A 24,662-nucleotide genomic window follows, 5' to 3' on the forward strand; every position below is an offset into this window, starting at 1 on the left:
AAAAAAATAATTTTTACCCTGCTGCTTTTCCCGGGAACGTCCGATTATCGCACGCTAACGCTGCCCTCCCGGTTGCTGCTCCATCCGGGCTCTGTTTAATTAAAAAGCCGATTAACGGAAAAGTGTTCGAACATCGCCCAACTGACGCGGCGGCGCGAATTATCAAACGCCCCGCCGGTATTCCGCAGGAATTGTCCCTATGACGCAACCAACAACCGTAGATATTCAGACACTGATAAATAACCACCGTATTTCGAAATATCAGTGGCTGATTCTTGTTCTCTGCTTTATTACCGTTGCCATGGACGGCTTCGACACGGCGATTATTGGTTTTATTGCCTCCGACCTGGTTCAGGAATGGGGCGTGAATAAAGCCGATCTCGGCCCGGTGATGAGCGCCGCGCTGGTGGGTCTGGCGGTCGGCGCCCTGACCGCCGGCCCCATGGCCGACCGTATCGGCCGTAAAAAGGTGCTGATTCTGTCGATTATCACCTTCGGTAGCTTCAGCCTGCTAAGCGCCTTCGCCACCAGTCTGAACATGCTGGCGCTACTGCGTTTTCTGACCGGATTAGGGCTGGGCGCCGCTATGCCCAATGCCGCCACGCTGATGTCCGAATATGCGCCGCAGCGTCGGCGGGCGCTGCTGGTGAATCTGATGTTCGTCGGTTTTCCCATTGGCTCATCAATGGGGGGATTTATTTCGGCATGGCTAATCCCTCATTTTGGCTGGCAGAGCGTACTGATTCTGGGCGGCGTGATGCCGTTAATACTGGCGCTGGTACTGGCTATCTGGCTACCGGAATCGGCCCGCTATCTGGTAGTGCATAACAAACCCCAGCCGCAAATAGCCGCCATCATGAGGCGCATTGCCCCCCTGCCCGAAGGGGCGCGCCTGGTGTTGGACGAGCCGGATAAGCCTCAGCAAACCTCGGCCATCGGCGTGATTTTCTCGCGGCGCTATATCGTCGGCACCCTGATGCTGTGCTTCACCTACTTTATGGGGCTGCTGATCTTCTATCTGCTCACCAGTTGGCTACCGCTGCTGATTCGCGAAACCGGCGCCACTCTGGCCCAGGCTTCAGTGATAACGGCGCTGTTCCCGCTTGGTGGTGGTATTGGAGTGTTGATTATTGGCGCGCTGATGGATCGCCTGGAGCCCAATAAAGTGGTGGCAGTCAGCTATCTGCTGACCGGCCTTTTTGTCTGCCTGATCGGCTTTGCCACCAGCAGTCTGGTACTGATGGGCATCGCTGTGTTTATTGCCGGAACCATTATGAACGGCGCCCAGTCTTCGATGCCTGCGCTGGCGGCGGGCTTCTATCCGACCCGCGGGCGCGCCACCGGCGTTTCCTGGATGCTGGGGTTGGGACGCTTCGGCGGCATTCTGGGCGCCTTCAGCGGCGCCTTCCTGATGCAGGCCGAGCTCTCATTCCGCACCATCTTTATGATGCTGGCGATCCCCGCCTTGTTCTCTACGCTGGCGCTGTTGGTGAAATACCAGGCAAGCCTGAGGACCGCCCGCCAGGACACGGGCGGTCTGGTGAACGCCAGCAAAGCTTCGCAGTAATCAGCTTCGGATGCATGGCCTGGATCAACCCAGATCGCGTCCGTTGCTGGCGATCACCTGCTTGTACCACCAGAACGATTTCTTACGTCGCCGCGCCAGGGTGCCGCCCCCCTGGTCATCGCGATCGACATACACCAGGCCGTAGCGCTTGCTCATTTCACCGGTCGAGGCGGAAACCAGATCGATGCAACCCCAGGTGGTGTAACCCATCAGCGGTATGCCATCTTCTATGGCCTGGGCCATGGCCCGGATGTGTTCACGCAGATAGCCGATGCGGTAATCGTCGTTGATCTCCCCCTGAGCATCGGGCTCATCCCGGGCGCCCAGGCCGTTTTCCACCAGGAACAGCGGCTTCTGGTAGCGGTCATACATCATATTCATGGTGATGCGCAGCCCCAGCGGATCGATACCCCAGCCCCACTGACTCTGCTGAATCCAGGGGTTTTTCAGGGATTTCACCACATTTGCCGCGCTGCTGTTGTTATCGTTCATATCGGCAGAGGCGCAGCGCGAAGCGTAGTAGCTGAACGATACAAAATCGACGGTGTGGCGCAGAATCTCCGCATCGCCGGGCTCCATCCGCACACAGATGCCCTTCTCTTTAAACATCCTCGCCGTCCAGGCCGGATAGGCACCGCGCGCCTGAACATCGATAAAAAACAGATTTTCGCGATCTTTTTCCAACGCCGCCCAGACATCTTCCGGCTTACAGGAGTAAGGATAGAAATTGCCGCCCGCCAGCATGCAGCCCACCTGGTTTTCCGGGTTTACCTCATGGGCGATGCGGGTCGCCAGGGCGCTTGCCAGTAGCTCGTGGTGTGCCGCCTGGTACTTCACCTGCTCCGGGTTTTCCCCCTCTTCAAACGCCAGACCGGCGCCGGAAAACGGGCTGTGCAGCAGGATGTTGATCTCATTAAACGTCAACCAGTATTTCACCAGACCATCGAAGACTTCAAAGCAGGTGCGGGCGTAACGGGTAAAGAAGGTCACCATTTCACGGCTGCGCCATGAACCGTACTCAGTGACCAGATGCATCGGCACATCGAAATGACAGAGCGTTACCAGCGGTTCGATGTTATGGCGCCGGCACTCCTGAAACAGGTCGCGATAAAAGGCGATTCCGGCCTCGTTCGGCGCACTCTCATCACCGTTCGGATAGATACGGCTCCAGGCGATGGAGGTACGGAACACCCGAAACCCCATCTCCGCCATCAGCGCAATATCCTCTTTATAGCGGTGATAAAAATCGATGGCCTGATGGCTGGGGTAGAACTCATCATCGCGCAGCGCCGTGCGCCGCTCCAGCCCCAGTTTAATCGGCATACGGTGTGGACCATGGGGCAGCATATCGACCGTCGCCAGCCCCTTTCCTCCCTCCTGCCAGGCGCCTTCCGCCTGGTTCGCCGCAAGGGCGCCGCCCCACAAAAAATCGTCCGGGAATGCCGTTTCTGACATCAAATCTGTACCTCGTTAATCGTTAATGAGTCGCCTGGGCCGAACCTGCACGGGTCGCGCTGGCCGGGCTTTGCTGAGGCTCTACGGGAATATCCTCAAAGCCAAGCATCAGGGTAAGAATGAAAGAGAGCACCACCGACAGCACCATAATGCCCGCGATCCAGACAATGCTCATCGGGTTGCCGGGGTCGATAAACTGCACGCTGGTAAACAGGCCGGGCGAAGCCATGGAATGGCTGGCAAGTCCCGCAATACCCGCCACGGCTCCGCAGATAAAGCCGCTGATCAGGCTGGCAATCAGCGGGCGTTTCAGACGCACCGCCACGCCGTACAGGGCCGGTTCGGAAATCCCAGCCACGATGGCGGATGCCGCGGCGGCAAGCGCCGTCTGACGTAATGCCGGATTTTTGGTGCGCACCGCCACGGCCAGCGAAGAGCCGCCCAGCGACAGGTTGGCGCCAATCTCAGACGGCATCACCATCCCCTCTTTACCGGTTTCGGCAATGGTCTGAATAATGGTGGGGGTGAATACCCGGTGCATGCCGGTCATCACCAGCAGCGGCCACAGCGCCCCCATAATGGCGACGGAGAGCCAGCCCAGATAACCGTGAATGGTATAAACCAGCGCGGAGATGCCGCTACCGATCCAGATCCCCAACGGGCCGATCAGCAGGATCGCGATCGGCGCCGCTGTCAGTACGATCAGCATCGGTTTCAGGAAGTTTTTGGTCACCGCAGGCGTAATGCGATCGATACCGCGCTCAATCCACGACAGAATCCAGGTCATACACAGCGCCGGAATCACCGTGTAGGTATATTTCACCGCCGTCACCGGCAGGCCGACGAACTCCACCGGTTGCCCTTCGGCGGCTTTAGCCATCAGATCGATAAAGTTCGGGTGGATTAACACCCCGGCGATGGCGATGGCCAGCGACATATTGGTTTTGAATTTCACGGCCGCCGAGGCCGCGACCATCACCGGCAGGAAGAAGAAAGCGCCATCGCCAATGGCGTTGAGGATAATCAGCGTCGATGCGCCCTTTTCCAGTACCCCGCCCATCTCCAGCATCATCGCCAGCAGCTTAACCATCGAACCGCCGATAATGGCCGGGATCAGCGGCGACATGGTGCCGATCAGCGCATCCAGGATACCGGCGCCGATGCGCCGCAGGCTGAAACCGCCTCGCGTTGGCGAAGTCGGTGCTTCATTCGGCGTCGCCAGCGACGGTAACCGCTTCATCACTTCCGCATACGCCTGCCCCACCGTGTTACCGATAATCACCTGGCACTGGCTATCGGCACGCACCACGCCCAACACGCCATCAATGGCCTGTAGCGCCTGTTCATCGACCCGCCCCTGGTCTTTCACCACAAATCGCAGTCGCGTCATACAGTGGGTAAGCGCCTCGATATTGTCAGCCCCGCCCAGCGCATTCAGGATGGCGCCGGATACTGCCGCATAGTTTTTTGCCATGGACTCTTATCTCATTGTTATTTTGGGTACAGTTGCGCACGGCTTAATGCGCTGAGTCGCGGTGCCCCAATCGCTATCATCCGATGAAACACCATAGGAAACCGGTTTCACAAAATCATGGATAGATCAAATTGTGATCGCAACATATTTCCGATGACGTAATTTTAAATTTGAGATAATCATCACTATTAGCAGTGAAAAACGCCCCCTGGAGGCGGCTGAAAAAGCGTGAACGCTGAAGTAAACTGTTGCCATCGTGGGTCAAAACGGGACGGCAGACACAGATGACAACCATGCTTGAGGTGGCAAAAAGGGCGGGCGTATCCAAAGCCACCGTCTCACGGGTGCTGTCCGGCAATGGTTACGTCGGCGAAGAGACCAGGGCGCGGGTGTTCCGGGCCATCGAAGAGAGTGGCTACCGCCCCAATCTGCTGGCCAGGCAACTCGCCACCCGCAAGTCGCAAACCCTGGGACTGGTGATGACCAACACGCTGTATCACGGCAGCTACTTTAGCGACCTGCTTTCCCAGGCGGCACAAATGACCGAAGCCTGCGGCCGACGGCTTCTGCTGGCGGACGGCAAACACAGCGCGGCCCAGGAGCGGGAAGCGCTACAGCATCTGCTGGATCTGCGCTGCGACGCCATCATGATTTATCCCCGCTTCCTGAGCCCTGATGAGATGGATGCGATTATTGATGAGCAGCGGGTGCCAGTGATGGTGCTTAATCGCCGCCTGCGTAAACACCCCAGCCACTGTATCTATTCCGATCAGCTCAGCGCCGCTCGTGACGCCGTTGTCCGCCTGATTGAGCTGGGCCACCGTGATATTGCGTTTGTCACCGGCGCGCTGGATTCCCCGACCGGCCGCGATCGCCTGGCGGGCTATCAGGCGGCGCTGGCGCAGCACGGCATTCCGGCCAGTCAGACCCGGGTGCGGGAAGGTAAGTGGACGCCCGCCTGCGGCGCTCAGGCCGTAGCGTCGCTACTGCAGGATGGCGTCGCTTTCAGCGCGCTGGTCGCCAGTAACGATAATATGGCCATCGGTGCGCTGAAGCAGCTTCACGAAGCCGGCATCGCCGTGCCGGAACAGGTGTCGGTTATCGGTTTCGACGACATTCCCACCGCCCCCTGGGTGGTTCCTTCGCTTTCCAGCGTCCGGCTACCGATTCGTGAAATGATTCAGGAGACGATTAATAAGCTGATTTTTATGCTGGAAGGCGGTGAGCTCGGCACGCCAGCGCGTTTTGAAGGTGAGCTGATTGTGCGGGAGTCGGTGGCCGCCGCGGCTTCCAATAGCGGAACGAGATAACTCTATTACACTTGATCGTCATAACGTTCTCTTCACCAGGTAATGCGCGGAATGATCTGCCGCCTGTGTTCCCAACGTGAAAGGTAATCCGATATGACGATGACGTTAAAAGAGAAGCTGACGGGCGCCTGGCAGTTAGTCTCCTATGTGGAAAAACCGCTCGATGGATCACCGGATGTGTATCCGATGGGAGACGCTCCTATGGGGCTGATTCTGTATACGCCCGATGGCTATATGTCTGCCCAGTTGATGAAACCGAACCGAACGCCGTTTGCATCCGGCGACTGGTTTTCTGCCTCACCGCAGGAGTTTACGGAAGAAGGAAGCACCTATATCGCCTATTCCGGGCGCTTTTATACCGATGAAGCCCAACAAACCCTGTCCCACAGCATGTTTGTTTCGCTTTATCCGAACTGGACCGGTCAGACTCAGCAGCGAGCCTTCCTGTTCGAAGGCGCGCTACTGAAATTAAGTAGTCCAACGCCGATACTTTCAGGCGGCAAAGAGGTGATCCCTTACCTGACGTGGAAGCGGGCAGAACCCAACGCAACATAAAAAAACGCTCCCCAAGGGGAGCGTTTCATCAGCAAACCACAGGGCTTACTGCAGTACGGAGATATCCGCTACCTGCAGGAACAGCTCGCGCAGCTTCGCCAGCAGAGTCAGACGGTTGATGCGCAGATCTTTATCTTCCGCCATCACCATCACTTTATCGAAGAAGGCGTCTACCGGCTCGCGCAGCGCGGCCAGCTCTACCAGCGCTTCCTGATAACGCCCCTCCTGATACAGCGGCGCCAGTTTGTCTCCCAGTACCCGCACCTGGAGCGCCAGGCGAATCTCTTCGTCCTCTTTCAACGCCGAGGCCAGCACCTCATCGTTCAGCGGCTCGTCACTCTTCGCCAGAATATTGGAAACACGCTTGTTAGCCGCCGCCAGCGCTTCGGCATCATCCAGGGTGCGGAAGTGAGAGACCGCCTTCACCCGGGCATCAAAATCAGCCGGGCGGGTCGGACGACGCGCCAGCACCGCCTGGATGGTATCCACGGCATGTCCTTCTTCCTGATACCATGCGCGGAAGCGACCCAGCATAAAGTCGATAACGTCATCAGTCACTTTTGCGTTGGTCAGCTTATCGCCGTACAGACGTACCGCCTCTTCGGTCAGGGTCTGGAGATCCAGCGGCAGCTGTTTCTCGACGATAATACGCAGCACGCCCAGCGCGGCACGGCGCAGCGCAAACGGGTCTTTGTCGCCTTTCGGGTGCTGACCAATACCGAAGATACCCGCCAGGGTATCCATTTTGTCGGCGATCGCCACCGCGCAGGAGACCAGACTGGATGGCAGGTCATCACCGGCAAAACGCGGCATGTACTGCTCATTCAGGGCAACGGCCACATCTTCCGCTTCACCGTCGTGGCGCGCGTAGTGCATCCCCATCACGCCCTGAGTGTCGGTGAATTCGAACACCATATTGGTCATCAGGTCGCATTTGGAAAGCAGACCGGCACGGGTAGCGTGAGTGACGTCAGCGCCGATTTCCCGGGCGATCCAGCCAGACAGCGCCTCAATGCGATCGGTTTTATCGCGCAGGGAGCCCAGTTGCTTCTGGAACAGGACCGTTTCCAGACGCGGCAGGTTGTCTTCCAGGCGCTTTTTACGGTCGCTGTTGAAGAAGAATTCGGCATCGGCCAGACGCGGACGCACCACCTTCTCGTTACCGGAAATAATCTGCTGCGGATCTTTGGAGTCGATGTTAGCCACAAAGATAAAGTTTGGCAGCAGCTTGCCCGCGTCGTCATACACCGGGAAGTATTTCTGGTCGCCTTTCATGGTGTAGACCAGCGCTTCGGCAGGCACCGCCAGGAATTTCTCTTCGAACTTCGCGGTCAGTACCACCGGCCATTCCACCAGCGAGGTCACTTCGTCCAGCAGGCTGTCGCTAAGGTCGGCATTGCCGCCAATCTGGCGCGCCGCTGCTTCGGCATCGGCTTTGATCTTCGCCTTACGGGTGTCGTAGTCGGCAATCACCTTACCGCGCTCCAGCAGGATTTGCGGGTACTGATCGGCATTGTCGATGGTCAACGACGGCTCACCCATAAAGCGGTGACCGCGAATAACGCGATCGGATTCAATTCCCAGCACTTTAGCCGGTACTACCTGGTCGCCCAGCAGCAGGGTCACGGTGTGAACCGGACGCACGAAGTGCTCGTCGCTATCGCCCCAGCGCATCAGTTTCGGGATCGGCAGTTTCGCTAACGCGTGGTTGACCATATCCGGCAACAGCGCTTCCACGCTCTCGCCCTTGACGTGAGCGCGATACAGCAGCCATTCGCCTTTATCCGTCACCATCCGCTCAGCTTCAGAAACCTGAATACCGCAGCCGCGCGCCCAACCTTCGGCCGCTTTGCTCGGATTACCGTCGGCATCAAAAGCCTGCGCTACCGCAGGACCGCGTTTTTCGACAGTACGATCCGCCTGAGCGGCGGCGAGTGTCGCTACTTTCAGCGCCAGACGGCGCGGCGCGGCAAACCACTCAACCTTACCGTGAGCAAGAGAGGCCGCGTCCAGTTCTGCGGTGAAGCGGGCAGCAAAGGCTTCGGCCAGGCTGCGCAGCGCTTTCGGCGGCAGCTCTTCAGTGCCGATCTCCACCAAAAAAGTTTTCTCAGACATGCGCGCCCCTTACTTCTTATTGTTGTTGCACATCGGGAAGCCCAGCGCTTCGCGAGAAGCGTAGTAGGCTTCCGCCACCGCTTTAGTCAGCGTACGGATACGCAGAATATAGCGCTGGCGTTCAGTCACGGAGATAGCCTTGCGGGCATCCAGCAGGTTAAAGCTGTGCGCGGCTTTCAGAATTCGTTCATAGGCCGGCAGCGGCAGCGGCTTCTCAAGAGCCAGTAGCTGCTGCGCCTCTTTTTCATACTGCTCAAAGCAGGTGAAGAGGAAGTCGACATCGGCGTATTCGAAGTTATAGGTGGACTGCTCCACTTCGTTCTGGTGGAAAACATCGCCGTAGGTGGTTTTACCCAGCGGGCCGTCGCTCCAGACCAGGTCGTATACGCTGTCCACGCCCTGGATGTACATGGCCAGACGCTCCAGGCCGTAGGTGATCTCGCCAGTTACCGGCTTACACTCCAGGCCGCCCACCTGCTGGAAGTAGGTGAACTGCGTTACTTCCATCCCATTCAGCCACACTTCCCAGCCAAGACCCCAGGCGCCCAGCGTCGGGTTTTCCCAGTTATCTTCCACGAAGCGGATATCATGAATGGTCGGATCCAGGCCCAGCGCCTTCAGCGAGCCCAGGTAGAGCTCCTGAAGATTATCCGGAGAAGGCTTGATAATGACCTGAAACTGGTAGTAGTGCTGTAAACGGTTCGGGTTTTCGCCGTAGCGGCCATCGGTCGGACGGCGGGAAGGCTGAACGTAGGCGGCAGCGATAGGTTCCGGACCCAGCGCGCGCAGGCAGGTCATTGGGTGAGAGGTGCCAGCGCCGACTTCCATGTCCAGAGGTTGAACAATGGTGCAGCCCTGCGTGGCCCAGTAATCCTGTAAGGTCAGGATCAGGCCCTGAAAGGTCCTGGTATCAAACTTTTGCATAATATGTCGTGTGCGATACGAGTGATGGATTTGGGAAACGATCAGTATACCCTTTGACCGTCAGATATACAGCCCGAATCGCCACCAATCGCAGCATGTTCTGAGCCGGGGGCAAGCCCCGGTCAGGTTTACATCAGCACGGAGGGCAGGAACAACACCAACCCCGGAAAGATAACCAGTAAGGCGATAAACAGGAAGAACGCCACCAGATAGGGAACAGAAGCTTTAACAAAGGCCACCGAGCTACAGTTCAGGATGCCGCATACCGTATACATGCAGATCCCCACCGGCAGCGTATTAGCCCCCAACAGCGTCAGCACCACGAAGATCAGCCCGAAATGCACCGGGTCAAACCCCGCCTGCATAGCGATGGGCAGCAAAATGGGCGTCAGCAGCAGGATAATGACGCTTCCGTCAAAAATCATCCCGGCCACGGTGATAAAGGCGAGCAGCAGAATCAGAATGCCATAACGGTTTTCCGTCACGCTAGTAAGCATTTCCGCCAGGGTTTGTGGAATCTGATCGATGATAGTGACATGGCCCAAAATCGCCGCCGACATAATCAGCAGCATCACCACGCCAATGTCGTTCACCGTCTCTTTCAGCACTTCCCACAGCGCGTGGTTATCCAGCTCTTTGTAGATATAGCGGCCAATAACAAACGCATAGAGCACGATAAAAGCGCCCGCTTCGGTGGTAGTGAAAAAGCCCATACGGATCACCAGAATCAGCACCACGGGAAACATCAGCGCCCAGAAGCCCTCACGGAAGCTGCGCCACACTTCGTAGCGGGTCGGCGTCTTTTCCGTTTCCGGCCGGATGCCCATGCGGCGCGCCAGCAGGAAATTAGTGACCATCAGAATGGTGGTCAGCAGCAACCCCGGCACGATACCGGCAATAAACAACTTACCGATCGAAACGTTCCCCACAAAACCGTAGAGAATCAGCAGAATACTGGGCGGAATGGTGGCCGTAATCAGCGAACTAAAGGCGATCACCACCGCGCTGAAAGCCTTTGGGTAGCCCCGGGCGATCATCGGCAGCCCCAGCACTTTGGCCTGCATCGCCGCATCTGCGGTTGCCGAACCAGAAACGCCGCCCAGCAGGCAGGCCAGCAGCACATTAATCTGCGCCAGCCCCCCTACCATCCAGCCCGACAGCACCCGAGCAAAATCCAGCAGCCGGTGAGTAACGCCGGTCTTATTCAGCAAATTGCCCACCAGAAGGAATAGCGGCGTCGCCATAATCGGAAACGACTGGGTCGGCGCAGTAAACTTCTGAAAGGCGATACCAATTGGCAGGAAGTCGGCAAAAAAGAAGTAGCAAAGGCTGGAGATAGCAATCACAAACCCGACGGGCATACCGATCACCAGCAACAGCAGGAATACCATCGCGGTAACAATAATCATGAGGCATCTCCCTGTCCCTGTGGCCGCGGACAGCCGCGAAGAAGGTGTAACGCGCTGGTAATGAACATCAGCATACAGCCCGTGGGAACGGCGCCGTTCAGCCAGGCAACGGAAATTTCCGTGACCGGCAAGACGCCGGATGAGGTCATGGAGGTAAATGACCAACCGAACCAGACGCCACACCCCAGAAAGGCCAGAATCAGTAATTCATTAAACCATTCGCAAAGACGACGCCCCTGGGGCGGCATCAGATTCACGACGGCGTCGATCCCAATATGGCGACGGGTCTGCAATGCATAATCGATAGCCAGTACGCTGACCCAGGCAAAAATCACCATCGCAACCTCCAGCGACCAGATCAGGGGATGCCCCAACGCACGGCCTACGCCCCCCGCCAGAATAATCACCACGATAGCAGCCAGGCCAATACGCGTCAGCGCCAGCTCAATTTGACGGAACAACAGCATGATAAACCTCAACGGTGGCGAAGGGCCGACGGTGCAGCCCTTCGAATGTCTGTAGGATTACTCGTTGATAACGTCCTGGATCTGCTGCCAGGCGGTTTGCAGGTTCAGTTTGCCGGGCACATAGGCGCAAGCCTGCTGGAACGGCGCCCGATCGACCTCTTCCACGGTAACGCCCTGTTTAGCCATCTCCTGCAACAGGCTTTCTTCCGCAGCCAGTACATTCTGTGAGGCAACTTCCCCCTGTTTCTGCGCTTCTTCACGTAGCAGGTTTTGGAGATCCGGCGGCAGTGTATCCAGCCATTTCCGGGAGACAATGATGCCGGTGGTCAGGTAGATATGGTTGGTCTTCGTGATGTATTTGGTAATTTCAAACAGCTTACTGCCATAAATTGCCGTAGGCTGCGCTTCGGCGGCATTCACAATACCGGTCTGAATAGAAGAATAGATTTCAGACCAGGAAAGGGGCGTAGGTTCACCGCCCAGGCATTTTATCGCTTCGATAGTGACCGGTGCTTCCAGCGCTCGCACTTTCACGCCATGCAGATCGGCTGGCGTGGTCACTTTCTTCTGGGTCACCAGCATTCTCACGCCCTGATACCAGTTAAACGACAGCGCCGTCAGGCCAGATTTTTCGGTGAGTTTTTGCTGCCATCCCAGGAAAATGTCGCTGCTGACAAATTTCTTCTGGGCAGCATAATCAGGGAATATATAGGGGGCTGGTAATAATGCCAGTTCAGGCACAAAAGAGGAGAGACGCGCTCCATCAACCACAACGCCAACGTTACTGCCTGACTGAGCGTGCTGTAACAATTCATTATCGGCGCCCAACTGACCGCTGGAGAAAAGACGAATTTTTATTTTACCGTCGCTGCGTGACTCCACCGATTTTTTAAACTGCTGTAGTCCTTTAAACACCGGATCGTCAGGCGACAGAGAAGTACTGACATTCAACGTGTGGCCCGCAATGGCCGTTGTGGAAGCCACCATTAATGCCGCCAGCATCACCGCGCGGGAACCACGCCCGATTCGCTTTAACATACTTTTTCCCTCTTTTTTTCTTACATAATCCATCATGCAAGTGCCGGCAGGCATAGAAATGCCAGTAAATAATGGGTAAATCAGATGAGTAATTATTTAATTTGAATACCAGGTTCGCCTACGTTGAATAACAGCACCTGCCCTTGCGCCAGAAATAATATGACTGGAAGTCATAAAACGTAGCATTAATAATGCATCACTCCGTTTTACTGCCCCCGAATAATGTTTTAATCGAAAATGGTATGGAATAATATAACTACCATACAAGAATACTTAAAATCGTTAAGCTGTTCACAAATTATCCTCTAGCGCATGGAGAGGTGCAGAAACTGGCCATCTGTTTCGAAAGTACAGGTGAACTGCTCCTGGCTGCCGGTCGCGCCACGCAATTCGTAACTGCCCTGAAACGCGTCAACCCCTTCAAGCTGAATCCGGGCCGGTCGCGTATTGTACTGATGAGCGGCTTTATCCCGGCACTGCTGTTCCATGGTCACCGACCGCGCCGAATCGATCCGCGCCTTCTGAGCATACTGGGTACGCCCCTCCTCATGTTCATGCTGAGGCACACTGCACCCCACCAGCATCAGTGTCAGAACCACTACCCGGATCTCATTTTTGCCCATTCTTTATCCCTTTTTCCGTCCTGGTCGCCCGGCGGCGGATTCGCATTTTGCAAAGCCCGGCAAACCTGAGCAAGATAAACCTAAAAACTCAGACAGTTCCGGGAAGTCAATCTGCCCTTCCGGCAGTCACACTGCACAGCTAAAAAGATAGAACAGAGGATCTGAATGCCGCAAAAGATAAACTGGATTGATAACCTGCGTGGTATTGCCTGCCTGATGGTCATCATTATTCATACCACAACCTGGTATGTCACTAACCCCGATATGATTAGTACCGCCAACTGGTGGCTGGCGAACCTGCTTGATGCAGCCTCCCGGGTCAGCGTTCCGCTGTTCTTTATGATCTCCGGCTACCTGTTCTTTGGCGAGCGCAGCGCCCAGGGGCGCCACTTTCTACGCATCACGCTATGCCTGCTGTTTTATAGCGCAGTGGCGCTGCTCTATATCTGGCTGTTAACCCCCATCAGCCCAGGACTTTCACTGACAAACCTGTTCCAGAAGCCGGTGTTCTATCACCTGTGGTTTTTCTTCGCGCTGTTTGCCGTCTACCTGCTGTCACCGCTGATCGAGGTAAAAAAGCCCGCCGTTAAGATGCTGATTCCCCTCCTGCTGGTACTGGGTATTATCGCCAACCCCAATACGCCGGCGCAGAACATCGCCAGGCTGCAATGGCTGCCGGTCGATCTCTATATCAGCGGCGATACCTTCTATTACGTGCTGTATGGCGTGCTGGGGCGTGCTATCGGCATGATGGAGACCGGCAAGGGGCGTACCGCTTCCCTTGCCGCTGTCGGTTTTGTGGGCTGCGTGGCGGCGATCGCCTGGGGAACCTGGCGCGAATTGCTGGCGCGCGGGGACTTCGCCGACACCTGGTACCTGTACTGTGGGCCGCTGGTCTTCCTGGCGGCGCTCTGCGCGCTGTTGATGGCCAAACAGTGGCTCAACGCCCGTCCGCTGCCCGGGCTGGCGTTTATCTCCCGCCACTCGCTGGGCATCTACGGTTTCCATGCGTTGTTTATCCACTTCCTGCGCACCCATCATCTGGATATGAAGCAGTGGCCAGCGCTGGATATCATCTGGATATTCGCCGCCACGCTGTGCGGCAGCGTGCTACTGGCGATGGGGTTACGGCGCATCGATAGCCGCCGATACGTCTGCTAGTAAAAACGCCCCCTCACCCCGGCCCTCTCCCCCAGGGAGAGGGAGTATTCACCTGACTCGGAGGTATCATTCCCCCAACATCAGCGGTTCCAGGCGGTGATACAACTCGCTAAAGACCTTACGCTGCTCGATATAGCGCTGATGGCGCGCCGTATCCGGTTCATGACGCTGCTCCAGCGCCAGTTGCGGTAGCAGTTCGCTGAGCGGGCGTTCGGGGGACAGCGCTATCTGCGCCAGCCGGGCAGCGCCCAGCGCAGGGCCCACGTCGCCGCCAGTGCGATAATCCAGCACCTGACCGCTGATATCCGCCAGCATCTGGCGCCAGTACGGGCTACGAGCGCCGCCGCCGATTAGCGTGACGCTCTGCGGAGTCACGCCACATTCGTGCACCACGTCCATACCTTCCGCCAGACCATAACCCACGCCTTCCAGCACCGCACGCGCCAGCTCCGCCGGACCGTGCTGATGGGTCAAACCAAAGAATACGCCTTTGGCTTCGGGATTGTTATGCGGCGTCCGTTCACCGGACAGATAAGGCAGAAACCAGAGATCCCCCGCCTGCTCGTCTGCTTTCTGAGCCGCCGCCAGCAGGGCCGGTACGTTTTCCATCCCCGTCAGCCGCGCGGCCCAGTCCAGACAGGAGGCCGCGCTCAGCATCACCGACATCAGATGCCAGCGCTGAGGCAGCGCATGGCAGAAGCTGTGCACCGCCCGCTCCGGTTTACTCAGAAACCCATCGCTGACGGCGAAATAGACCCCGGAGGTGCCCAGCGACAGCATGGCCTGGCCGGCATCGGCCATTCCTACGCCCACGGCGCCTGCGGCATTATCCCCGCCACCAGCCACCACCGGCACGCAGCCCATTCCCCAGGCCTCGGCCACCGCTTTACGCAGATAGCCGGTGACGTCACAACCTTCGAACAGTGCGGGCATCTGCGACCTGTTCATATCACAGGCCGCCAGCATTTCGTCACTCCAGTCGCGTTTTGCGACATCGAGCCACATGGTGCCCGCCGCATCCGACATATCGCTGGCGAATTCGCCGGTCATCCGCAGCCGCAGATAATCCTTCGGCAGCAGAACTTTATCCAGTTGCCGGAAAATATCCGGTTCATGACGAGCGACCCACACCAGCTTGGGCGCAGTAAAGCCAGGCATAATCAGGTTGCCGGTAATACGCCGCGAAGCAGGCACCTGGGATTCCAGCCAGCCACACTCTTTGGCGCAGCGACCGTCGTTCCACAGAATCGCCGGTCGCAGCACCTGCTGCTGTTTATCCAGTAGCGTGGCGCCGTGCATCTGCCCGGACAGCCCGATAGCTTTCACGCCCGTCAGCGAATGCTGACTGGCCAGTCCGCGCATAGCGGCATCGGTGACCTGCCACCACTCTTGCGGATCCTGTTCAGACCAGAGCGGGTGGGGGCGCGACACCGTTAGCTTCTGGGTGCAGGATGCCAGGACTTCGCCCTCTTCCCCCAGCAAAATCGCCTTCACCCCGGAGGTACCCAGATCGATCCCGATATACATATAAGGCGCTCCTTAGTACTGCGCCAGGGTTTCCCCTGGCGCGCTAACCTTACTTATCAAAGATATAGTGATTGACCAGGTTTTCAAGCTGCTCCTGGTGACCGCTCTTATGGTGCGGCGCCAGATTGTGCTGCTGCGCATATTCCGCCACCTGCGCCAGATTCATCTGTCCTTTCAGAATTTGCTGACCCAGCTCGCCGTTCCACCCGGCATAGCGCTGCGCGACCCGCCGATCCAGCTCACCGTCTTCCACCATACCTGCCGCAATTTTCAGCGCCAGCGCCATGGTGTCCATCGCGCCGATATGGCCATAGAACAGGTCATAAGGATCGGTGCTCTGACGGCGTACTTTGGCGTCGAAGTTCAGGCCGCCAGTCGTGAAGCCGCCCGCTTTAAGGATTTCATGCATCACCAGCGCGTTCTCTTCCACGCTGTTCGGGAACTGGTCGGTATCCCAGCCCAGCTGCGGGTCACCGCGGTTAGCATCCACCGAGCCGAACAGCCCCAGCGCGATAGCCGTAGCGATTTCGTGATGGAAAGAGTGGCCAGCCAGAGTGGCATGGTTCGCTTCAATGTTCAGTTTGATCTCTTTTTCCAGACCAAACTGCTTCAGGAAGCCGTAAACCGTGGCGGCATCATAGTCATACTGATGCTTGGTCGGCTCCTGCGGCTTGGGCTCAATCAACAGGGTGCCCTGGAAACCAATCTTGTGTTTGTGCTCTACCACCATCTGCATAAAGCGGCCGATCTGCTCGCGCTCCTGACGCAGGTCAGTGTTCAGCAGGGTTTCGTAGCCTTCGCGGCCCCCCCACAGCACGTAGTTCTCACCGCCGAGTTTATGAGTCGCTTCCATAGCGCTAACGACCTGGGTCGCCGCCCAGGCGAAAACTTCCGGGTCCGGGTTGGTGGCGGCACCGGCGCCGTAGCGCGGGTTAGTAAAGCAGTTGGCGGTGCCCCACAACAGCTTTACACCGCTCTGCTGCTGCTTCGCGGCCAGAACCTCAACCATATGCGCGAAGTTATTGCGGTATTCACGCAGCGAGCCGCCTTCGGGGGAGACATCCACATCGTGGAAGCAGTAGTAAGGTACGTTCAGCTTATGGAAAAACTCAAAGGCGACATCCGCCTTGCGCTCGGCAAGCGCCAGCGCATCGCCCGACTGCTGCCAGGGGCGTTCGAACGCGCCCACGCCAAACATATCGTTACCGTTCCAGCAGAAGGTGTGCCAGTAGCAGGCGGCGAAGCGCAGGTGATCTTCCATGCGCTTACCCAGTACCAGCTCATCCGGATTGTAGTGGCGGAATGCCAGCGGATTGGTGGTTTTCGGCCCTTCGTAACGTACGCGGTCGAGTTTATCGAAATAAGCTTCCATAGTCGGCTCCAGATTCAAAATAACAGCATCAGGTAGTGATGGTTTATTTATCCTGGATTTTCCGCTTTTCCGGCTCAATTACGTTATTTCACACCGCGATTAAGAGAATACACAAACGTGCGCCAGATCCCAAAAAGCCTTACTGCACCGCGAATCCGCACGTTTTATCGCCGGTTTGCGCAGAGGAAAAATAAAACCAAAAAACGTAACTCAAAAATAAAAAACAGGATTGTCGGCCGCGATCGCAATTCCAGACCATGGTTTCCCTCCAGGAGGCCCGTTTATGGTATTGAAAAGGGAGATTCATCCAGGTAACAGAAAAATATGTTTGAGAAACGTCACCGCATTACGCTGTTATTCAATGCCAACAAGGCCTACGACCGCCAGGTGGTGGAAGGGGTAGGCGAATATTTGCAGGCGTCTCAGTCCGAGTGGGATATTTTCATCGAAGAGGATTTCCGTACTCGTCTCGATAACATCAGCCAGTGGCTGGGAGACGGCGTTATCGCCGACTTTGATGATAAAGAAATTGAAACCCTGCTCAGTGGCACCAACGTGCCCATCATCGGTGTGGGAGGTTCTTACCACGATCCCGCACTCTATCCACAGGTGCATTATATCGCGACTGACAACTTCGCCCTGATCGAGCGCGCCTTTCTACATCTGAAAGAAAAAGGGCTGCATCGCTTCGCCTTCTACGGACTGCCCGCCAGCAGCGGCAAACGCTGGGCGGAAGAACGGGAACTCGCTTTTCGCCAGCTAATGGAGCGGGAACAGTATCGCGGCGTGGTTTACCAGGGCCAGGAGACAGCCCCGGAGAACTGGCAGTACGCCCAGAACCGGCTGGCGGACTGGGTGCAAACGCTACCGCCCCAGACCGGCATCATCGCCGTGACCGATGCCCGGGCGCGCCACCTGCTACAGGTATGCGATCACCTGCACATCCCGGTGCCTGAAAAACTGTGCGTCATCGGCATCGATAACGAAGAGCTGAGCCGCTATCTTTCCCGGGTGGCGCTCTCTTCCGTTGCCCAGGGGGCCCGCCAGATGGGCTACCAGGCCGCCAGCCTGCTGCATCGCCTGCTGGCAGGCGAACAGCCGCCGTTACAGCGAATACTGGTGCCCCCCACCCGGGTGGTGGAGCGTCGTTCCACCGACTATCGTTCGCTGCACGATCCCGCCGTCATTCAGGCCATGCACTACATCCGCAACCACGCCTGCAAGGGCATTAAGGTCGAACAGGTGCTGGATGCCGTGGGTATCTCGCGCTCCAATCTGGAAAAGCGCTTTAAGGAGGAGGCAGGCGAAACCATCCACGCCGTGATCCATGCCGAAAAGCTGGAGAAGGCCCGTAGCCTGCTGGTCGCCACTTCGCTGTCGATTAATGAGATTTCACGGATGTGCGGCTATCCGTCGCTACAGTATTTCTATTCGGTGTTCCGTAAGGAATATCAGACCACGCCCCGGGACTATCGGGAACGCCATAACGAGGTGGGTGTGCGCGGCGAAACATAGCGCAGGGCGCTAAACGGCAAAGCCCCCGCAAGCGGGGGCTTTGCCTGTCAGGCTACCGGTATCAGTTTGATGCGGTCAGCAGATGCTGGTTGCTCTGATACAGAGAGAACAGGTAGTTGTTGTAGCTCTTTCCTTTGGTGGAATAGCCCTTCAACTTGTGGATCATGTTGCTCGCCGTCAGTTCCGTATCCGACTTGCGCAACTGAGCACGCGACTGCCGGAAGGATTTGTAAGCCGGATGCGTGTTCAGGTTGTTCACGTAAGCCGTCACAGACTCCTTTACCGAGTCAAAGTGCTGGTATCCGCCAATCTTCCCCGCACTGCGATTACAGCTACGGCTGGAGCACTTCATTCCAAACAGGTTAGTGTTGGCGCGAGCCAGTTTGGAGGTTCCCCACCCGCTCTCGACCGCCGCCATGGTCACCACCATGCTGCTGGGAATAATGTCTACGCGCTCCAGAAGCGTGTTCCAGGGCACTGAACGGGTATTCCCGCTCCAGGACACCTTATAGCGTGACGCCAGCGCCTTCAGTCGCGCCTTCTCGGAAGGCGACCAACGGCCGTCGTAACGCTTTTGCACCAACCAGTTACGGTCTGCGGTAATCGCCGCATTCTGGTGCTTGATAGAAGGCATCACCGTCCGGATAAAAGCCTTTTTCCTGGCCGTTCCGGAAGGGTATTTTCGCAAATCAGGAAGTGGTCCGCTTTCACTATTGCGAGAATACTCTTTATTATTTTTTGTCAGTAACTTACTTTGTGTAGTCTGGGCTTTATGACTCGTTATTCCTGTCTCTTGCTTGCTCGCCAGCGCGTTGCCGGCAAACCCCCACGCGAGAGACAGGATTACCGCAGCCCCGACGCGTCGGTAGCGTGACGATATCATTATGTCTCCTGGTCGGATGCGACAGCGTCATACATCCTTTGTTATTAAAAAGTAAAATTCAGGAATAAACCCGAAGAAGTATATCAAAGTACCGGCTTCGGGACACTAAATGAATAAACCAAATCCGAATCAGTGTCACGAAATTAGCGCCATAATGGGGTACGAGATTGCTAATTTTGATTATTTTCCCGTTATTTCAATAATTAAAATCCCAGAAAAATCGTGACCGCATGCAGCGACTCAATCTTCCTCTTTCTATATCCAAACGACAAAATCAGTCTTTTAATCCAAAAAAAGCAAATTAAAAAGCATAATACACCAGACCATACGGCAGCGCACAGTTTGCAGAGCGAGAACTCTGGCGCTATGGTTAGCTCCTTCCCCTGGCTTTCGACTGACTGACCGCTATGACGTTTTCACTTTTCGGCAACAAATTTACCCGTCCCTCCGCCATTACCCGCCTGATGGAAGATCTCAACGACGGCTTAAAAACCCCCGGCGCCATCATGCTTGGCGGTGGTAACCCGGCACAAATCCCGGCGATGAATGACTACTTCCAGGGACTGCTGGACGAGATGCTCGCCAGTGGTCAATTGACCCGCTCGCTGTGCAATTACGACGGGCCTCAGGGGAAGGATGAACTGCTGAAAACCCTGGCGTCGATGCTGAGAGAAAGCGAAGGTTGGGATATCGGGCCGCAGAATATTGCACTGACAAATGGCAGTCAGAGCGCGTTTTTCTACTTATTCAACCTGTTCGCTGGCCGTCGGGCAGACGGCAGCGTGAAGAAGGTTCTGTTCCCGCTGGCGCCGGAATATATCGGCTATGCCGAATCCGGACTGGAAGACGGTCTGTTCGTCTCTAACCGCCCCAATATCGAACTGCTGCCAGACGGCCAGTTTAAATATCACGTCGATTTTGAACATCTGCATATCGGCGAAGATACCGGGATGATTTGCGTATCTCGCCCCACCAACCCCACGGGCAACGTGATTACCGACGAAGAGCTGCGCAAGCTGGACGTTATGGCTAATCAGCACAATGTGCCGCTGGTCATCGATAATGCTTACGGCCTGCCCTTCCCGGGGATCATCTTCAGCGAGGCACGTCCACTGTGGAATCCCAATATCATTCTGTGCATGAGCCTTTCCAAGCTCGGCCTGCCGGGAAGCCGCTGCGGTATTATCATCGCCAACGAAGCGCTGATTAGCGCCATCAGCAACATGAACGGCATTATCAGCCTGGCCCCGGGCGGAGTTGGCCCGGCTATCGCCTGCGAAATGATTAAGCGTAACGATCTGCTGCGCCTGTCAGAAACGGTGATTAAGCCCTTCTACCAGCAGCGGGTCGAAGAGACCATCGCGATTCTGCGCCGCTGGCTGTCGCCGGAACGCTGTCTTATCCATAAACCGGAAGGCGCCATCTTCCTGTGGCTCTGGTTTAAAGATCTGCCCATCACCACCGAACAGCTTTACCAGCGCCTGAAGAAACGCGGGGTGCTGATGGTGCCGGGTAACCACTTCTTCCCCGGGCTGGATAAACCCTGGCCCCATACTCATCAGTGCATGCGAATGAACTATGTGCCGGAACCGGCACAGATTGAGAAAGGGGTTGAGATTCTGGCGGAAGAGGTCGAGCGAGCCTGGCGCGAAGCTACTCCATAGCCAACGGCACGCAGGCCGTTCGCTGTCGTTTGCGTACGCCAGCGGCGGTTAACGCCCGGTCATCCAGACAGCCGAGCGCCCCGGTAGGGCAGACGCTAACGCAGGCCGGGCCGCCTGCCCGTTCGTGGCACAGATCGCACTTCACTATCTGCATCCCCTCACCTGCCGGGGCTGCCACGATATTAATGGCGCCGAACGGGCAAACTACCATGCAGTGCTTACAGCCAATGCAATCCGCATCACGCATACGGATTGCGCCGCCTTCGCGCCACAAAGCGCCGGTGGGGCAAGCGCCGGCACAAGGCGCCGCTTCGCACTGACGACAGGCCAGCGCCACAGACACCTTCCCTTCTTTCACCACCTGAATGCGCGACAGCAGCGTCTGTGCAGTTAATCCCTGTACGCTGTGCTCCGCCCGGTGAGCCACCGCACAGGCCACTTCACAGGTCCGGCAACCGATGCACTTTGCCGCATCGGCGAAAATAAAACGGTTCATCATCCTTATCTCTCCGTTTCTGGATTGCCTGTAACATACTCACAGTGACGGAGAGCGTTATTGATCCCGGTAGTCGTGCTGGCGATTTTTCTTCCCTTAATGTAAAAAAACGCCCGGAACGGCTGGAAGTCGCCCGAGCGTAACAGGACCGGCTGTTTTAAAAGAGCCCCTGCGGCTTTTCTGAGTAACTTACCAGCAGGCATTTGGTCTGTTGATAGTGCTCCAGCATCATTTTATGAGTCTCCCGGCCAATACCGGATTGTTTATATCCACCGAAGGCGGCATGGGCAGGATAAGCATGGTAGCAGTTAGTCCAGACTCTCCCGGCCTGAATACCACGCCCCATGCGATAAGCCAGAGCGCCGTTCCGGCTCCAGACACCGGCCCCCAAACCATATTGCGTGTCATTGGCGATAGCCAGGGCCTCTTCCGGCGTTTTAAAAGTCGTCACCGCAAGCACGGGGCCAAAGATTTCCTCCTGAAAGATTCGCATTTTATTGTGACCACTCATGACCGTCGGCTCCAGATAAAAGCCCCCTTCCAGCGCTCCGGTCTGACGGCGCACTTTACCGCCCAGTAGCAAATTAGCGCCTTCACGTTTGCCGATATCAATATAATTCAGAATGGCTTCCAATTGTCCCTTTGATACCTGGGCGCCTATTTGCGTCTTTTCATCCAGAGGATTGCCTCCCCGAATCGCCGCTACTCGCTTCAGAGCACGCTCCATGAAACGCTCATAAATCGATTCCTGAACCAGCGCCCGACTTGGGCAGGTACATACCTCTCCCTGATTGAAGGCGAACATAGCGAATCCTTCGATGGCCTTCTCCAGATATGCATCGTCACTCGCCATCACATCCTCGAAGAAGATATTGGGAGACTTACCTCCCAGTTCCAGCGTCACTGGAATGATATTGCGGGTAGCGTATTGCATAATCTGCCGCCCCACTTCCGTTGATCCGGTGAAAGCGACTTTCGCGATACGCGGCGAAGTTGCCAGATATTCGCCAATTTCTCCACCCGCCCCATTCACGACATTAATCACCCCCGGAGGCAGCAAATCGCCAATAAGCTCCATCAGGACAAGAACAGACAGCGGCGTAAGACGGGCGGGTTTAAGAACAATAGCGTTCCCGGCCGCCAGCGCAGGCGCCATTTTCCAGCAGGCCATCAGTAGCGGAAAATTCCATGGAATTATCTGCCCCACGACGCCCAAAGGTTCATGAAAGTGATAAGCGACAGTATCAGCATCCAGTTCGCTGATTCCCCCTTCCTGAGCGCGAATACAGGCGGCGAAGTAACGGAAATGATCAATGGATAACGGAACATCGGCGCCCCGGGTTTCACGAACAGGCTTACCGTTATCCCAGGTTTCAGCGGCCGCCAACAGATCAATATTCTGCTCCATGCGATCGGCAATCGCTAACAGCAGCGATGCCCGTTCCTGTACCGATGTGCTTCCCCACTGCGCCTTAACCGCATGAGCGGCATCCAGAGCCAGTTCAATATCCTGCCCCGTAGAATTAGCCACCTCGCATAGCGGCTGTCCAGTAATAGGCGTCAGATTCTGATACCACTCCCCCGCCTGTGGAGGCGTCCATTCTCCGCCAATATAGTTGTTATAACGGGCTTTCAGACGCAGTGGATAACCATATTCACCGGGCGTTAATGTATTCTCACTCATCGTTCGACTCCTTGCTGATTGTCACGGGTCATCGCGAAGCGCTGGGTGCTTCGCGCTGATACTGCGCTTTACAACGCCGCACGGTAGATAGCGACGATCTCCTCGTGTGTCGCCTGAATCGGATTGGTGAATCCACAGGCGTCCTTCAGGGCGTTATCAGCAAGCACGGAAAAATCCTGCTCTTTCACGCCTAATTCGCGCAGACCACGCGGAATACCAACGCGTTGGGCCAACTGCCTGATAGCCGTAATACAGGCATCGGCCCCCTCTGCGGCGTTCAACGCTTCAACCGCCACGCCAAGCGCGCTGGCGCAATCACGCAGCCTGTCCGCTGAAACCTGCCGGTTAAACATCTGTACGTGAGGCAGCAGCACTGCATTACAGACGCCGTGCGGCAGGTCGTAAAATCCACCGAGTTGGTGAGCCATCGCATGAACATAACCCAACGAAGCGTTATTAAACGCCATACCCGCCAGGAATTGCGCCCAGGCCATCTCCTCCCGAGCCTGGCAGTCATTACCGCTGGCAACGGCGGTCGGCAGCGCGTGCGCGATCATCGCCATCGCCTTCAGGGCGCAGGCGTCAGTAATCGGAGTCGCCGCAGTAGAAACGTAGGCTTCAATCGCATGCGTCAGGGCATCCATACCGGTTGCGGCGGTCAACATCGCAGGCATGCCCAGCATGATCTGCGGATCGTTAACGGAAAGCCTGGGCGTGACATGCTTATCCACAATCGCCATTTTGATGTGCCGTTCTTCATCGGTAATGATGCAAAAACGGGTCATCTCCGATGCCGTGCCAGCCGTGGTATTAATCGCCACCACAGGAAGTTGCGGCTGACGAGAGCGATCGACGCCTTCATAATCACGAATCGTACCGCCGTTAGTCGCCACTAAAGCAATCGCCTTCGCACAATCATGCGGACTACCGCCGCCTAAAGAAATAACGCACTGGCAATCAGATTCCCGCAATAATGCGAGTCCCGCCTCTACATTCGCGGTGGTTGGATTGGGATGAGTGCCGTCATAAACGGCGGTCGCGATATTTTCCTGAGCTAAGATCTTAACCAGCATATCTGTCATACCCAGCCCGGATACCCCCTTATCCGTCACTATCAATGCGTGTTGAAATCCCCACGCCTTCAGGTAGCCAGGCACATCATTAACGCTATGCTGACCGATAACGTTAACGGAAGGCATATAAAAACAGCTTGTCGTCATTATTCATCCTCCAGATTTCCATATGGCTTGATGAAAATAACAACCGCTGCGACGAATACTGTGACCGAATTACCGACGCCAAAAACCATTTAATTTGAATGGTTTTATTTTTTTTACTTAATCGAATCACTTCTAAAGTATGGATGAATTACTGCAAGTTCAGTCAATGAATGCGAGGTCTCCATCACGCAACGGGAAAAACC

Annotated in this window: 20 protein-coding genes; 6 read left to right on the forward strand and 14 right to left on the reverse strand. The window is 56.3% G+C overall.

Annotated elements, in window-relative coordinates; genetic code table 11:
• Window positions 1–199: 199 nt before the first annotated feature.
• Window positions 200–1,567, forward strand: coding sequence for an aromatic acid/H+ symport family MFS transporter (locus tag SCU88_RS23900; RefSeq protein ID WP_175340098.1), 1,368 nt, complete (start codon window positions 200–202; stop codon window positions 1,565–1,567).
• Between the two features lie 24 nt (window positions 1,568–1,591).
• Here the strand turns inward: SCU88_RS23900 and SCU88_RS23905 are convergent, their stop codons facing one another.
• Together SCU88_RS23905 and ascF are read right to left on the reverse strand one after the other, a co-directional pair.
• Window positions 1,592–3,022, reverse strand: coding sequence for a 6-phospho-beta-glucosidase (locus tag SCU88_RS23905; RefSeq protein WP_175340099.1), 1,431 nt, complete (start codon window positions 3,020–3,022; stop codon window positions 1,592–1,594).
• Between the two features lie 22 nt (window positions 3,023–3,044).
• Entirely contained in the window at window positions 3,045–4,496 is a 1,452-nt protein-coding gene (gene ascF / locus SCU88_RS23910) for a PTS cellobiose/arbutin/salicin transporter subunit IIBC (RefSeq protein ID WP_175340100.1), read from the reverse strand.
• A gap of 284 nt (window positions 4,497–4,780) precedes the next feature.
• Here ascF and SCU88_RS23915 point away from each other — a divergent pair, with 284 nt between their 5' ends.
• Entirely contained in the window at window positions 4,781–5,806 is a 1,026-nt protein-coding gene (locus SCU88_RS23915) for a substrate-binding domain-containing protein (RefSeq protein WP_175340101.1), read from the forward strand.
• A gap of 93 nt (window positions 5,807–5,899) precedes the next feature.
• Window positions 5,900–6,361: a lipocalin-like domain-containing protein gene (locus SCU88_RS23920; protein WP_138094854.1), complete on the forward strand. Its 462-nt coding sequence runs from the start codon at window positions 5,900–5,902 to the stop codon at window positions 6,359–6,361.
• A 45-nt stretch (window positions 6,362–6,406) separates the two neighbouring features.
• Here the strand turns inward: SCU88_RS23920 and glyS are convergent, their stop codons facing one another.
• From glyS to SCU88_RS23950, 6 genes are all read right to left on the reverse strand, one after another.
• The gene (gene glyS / locus SCU88_RS23925) at window positions 6,407–8,476 is read right to left on the reverse strand and encodes a glycine--tRNA ligase subunit beta (RefSeq protein WP_175340102.1); all 2,070 of its coding nucleotides are present in this window, start codon (window positions 8,474–8,476) and stop codon (window positions 6,407–6,409) included.
• A gap of 9 nt (window positions 8,477–8,485) precedes the next feature.
• Window positions 8,486–9,400 carry a glycine--tRNA ligase subunit alpha gene (glyQ, locus tag SCU88_RS23930; RefSeq protein ID WP_138094856.1) on the reverse strand — a complete coding sequence of 305 codons (915 nt, stop codon included), beginning with the start codon at window positions 9,398–9,400 and terminating at the stop codon, window positions 8,486–8,488.
• Window positions 9,401–9,528: 128 nt separating this feature from the next.
• Window positions 9,529–10,809, reverse strand: coding sequence for a TRAP transporter large permease subunit (locus SCU88_RS23935; protein WP_175340103.1), 1,281 nt, complete (start codon window positions 10,807–10,809; stop codon window positions 9,529–9,531).
• Window positions 10,806–11,276: a TRAP transporter small permease subunit gene (locus tag SCU88_RS23940; RefSeq protein ID WP_175340104.1), complete on the reverse strand. Its 471-nt coding sequence runs from the start codon at window positions 11,274–11,276 to the stop codon at window positions 10,806–10,808. The genes SCU88_RS23935 and SCU88_RS23940 overlap by 4 nt, the downstream gene beginning before the upstream one ends.
• Before the next feature lie 57 nt (window positions 11,277–11,333).
• A complete protein-coding gene (locus SCU88_RS23945; RefSeq protein WP_175340105.1) occupies window positions 11,334–12,314 on the reverse strand; it encodes a TRAP transporter substrate-binding protein DctP in 981 nt (326 codons plus the stop codon).
• Window positions 12,315–12,619: 305 nt separating this feature from the next.
• Window positions 12,620–12,937 (reverse strand): YsaB family lipoprotein, encoded by a 318-nt coding sequence (locus SCU88_RS23950; RefSeq protein ID WP_175340106.1) that lies wholly within the window; start codon window positions 12,935–12,937, stop codon window positions 12,620–12,622.
• A gap of 165 nt (window positions 12,938–13,102) precedes the next feature.
• On the opposite strand from SCU88_RS23950, the gene SCU88_RS23955 reads away from it, so the two are divergent.
• A complete protein-coding gene (locus SCU88_RS23955; RefSeq protein WP_138094858.1) occupies window positions 13,103–14,098 on the forward strand; it encodes an acyltransferase in 996 nt (331 codons plus the stop codon).
• Window positions 14,099–14,164: 66 nt separating this feature from the next.
• On the opposite strand, the gene xylB is transcribed toward SCU88_RS23955, so the two are convergent.
• Together xylB and xylA are read right to left on the reverse strand one after the other, a co-directional pair.
• Window positions 14,165–15,625 (reverse strand): xylulokinase, encoded by a 1,461-nt coding sequence (gene xylB / locus SCU88_RS23960; protein WP_138094859.1) that lies wholly within the window; start codon window positions 15,623–15,625, stop codon window positions 14,165–14,167.
• A 49-nt stretch (window positions 15,626–15,674) separates the two neighbouring features.
• Complete coding sequence (gene xylA, locus SCU88_RS23965) at window positions 15,675–16,997, reverse strand: xylose isomerase (protein WP_138094860.1); 1,323 nt, start codon at window positions 16,995–16,997, stop codon at window positions 15,675–15,677.
• A 324-nt stretch (window positions 16,998–17,321) separates the two neighbouring features.
• Between xylA and xylR the strand changes: the two genes are divergently transcribed.
• Window positions 17,322–18,512 (forward strand): D-xylose utilization transcriptional activator XylR, encoded by a 1,191-nt coding sequence (gene xylR, locus SCU88_RS23970; protein WP_138094861.1) that lies wholly within the window; start codon window positions 17,322–17,324, stop codon window positions 18,510–18,512.
• A 61-nt stretch (window positions 18,513–18,573) separates the two neighbouring features.
• Here the strand turns inward: xylR and SCU88_RS23975 are convergent, their stop codons facing one another.
• Window positions 18,574–19,395: a protein bax gene (locus SCU88_RS23975; protein ID WP_138094862.1), complete on the reverse strand. Its 822-nt coding sequence runs from the start codon at window positions 19,393–19,395 to the stop codon at window positions 18,574–18,576.
• 407 nt (window positions 19,396–19,802) lie between these two features.
• On the opposite strand from SCU88_RS23975, the gene avtA reads away from it, so the two are divergent.
• Window positions 19,803–21,059, forward strand: a complete 1,257-nt coding sequence (gene avtA / locus SCU88_RS23980) for a valine--pyruvate transaminase (protein WP_138094863.1) — start codon at window positions 19,803–19,805, stop codon at window positions 21,057–21,059.
• Here the strand turns inward: avtA and SCU88_RS23985 are convergent.
• The 3 genes from SCU88_RS23985 to yiaY all read right to left on the reverse strand — a co-directional run bounded on the left by SCU88_RS23985 (window position 21,049) and on the right by yiaY (window position 24,459).
• On the reverse strand, window positions 21,049–21,555 hold the full coding sequence (locus tag SCU88_RS23985) for a 4Fe-4S dicluster domain-containing protein (RefSeq protein ID WP_175340221.1): 507 nt from the start codon (window positions 21,553–21,555) through the stop codon (window positions 21,049–21,051). The genes avtA and SCU88_RS23985 overlap by 11 nt on opposite strands.
• A gap of 157 nt (window positions 21,556–21,712) precedes the next feature.
• On the reverse strand, window positions 21,713–23,239 hold the full coding sequence (locus SCU88_RS23990) for an aldehyde dehydrogenase family protein (RefSeq protein ID WP_138094864.1): 1,527 nt from the start codon (window positions 23,237–23,239) through the stop codon (window positions 21,713–21,715).
• Window positions 23,240–23,307: 68 nt separating this feature from the next.
• Window positions 23,308–24,459 (reverse strand): L-threonine dehydrogenase, encoded by a 1,152-nt coding sequence (gene yiaY, locus SCU88_RS23995; protein WP_175340107.1) that lies wholly within the window; start codon window positions 24,457–24,459, stop codon window positions 23,308–23,310.
• Between the last annotated feature and the right edge of the window lie 203 nt (window positions 24,460–24,662).

Source organism: Jejuibacter sp. L23, assembly GCF_050815825.1.
Taxonomy (GTDB): Bacteria; Pseudomonadota; Gammaproteobacteria; order Enterobacterales; family Enterobacteriaceae; genus Jejubacter; species Jejubacter calystegiae.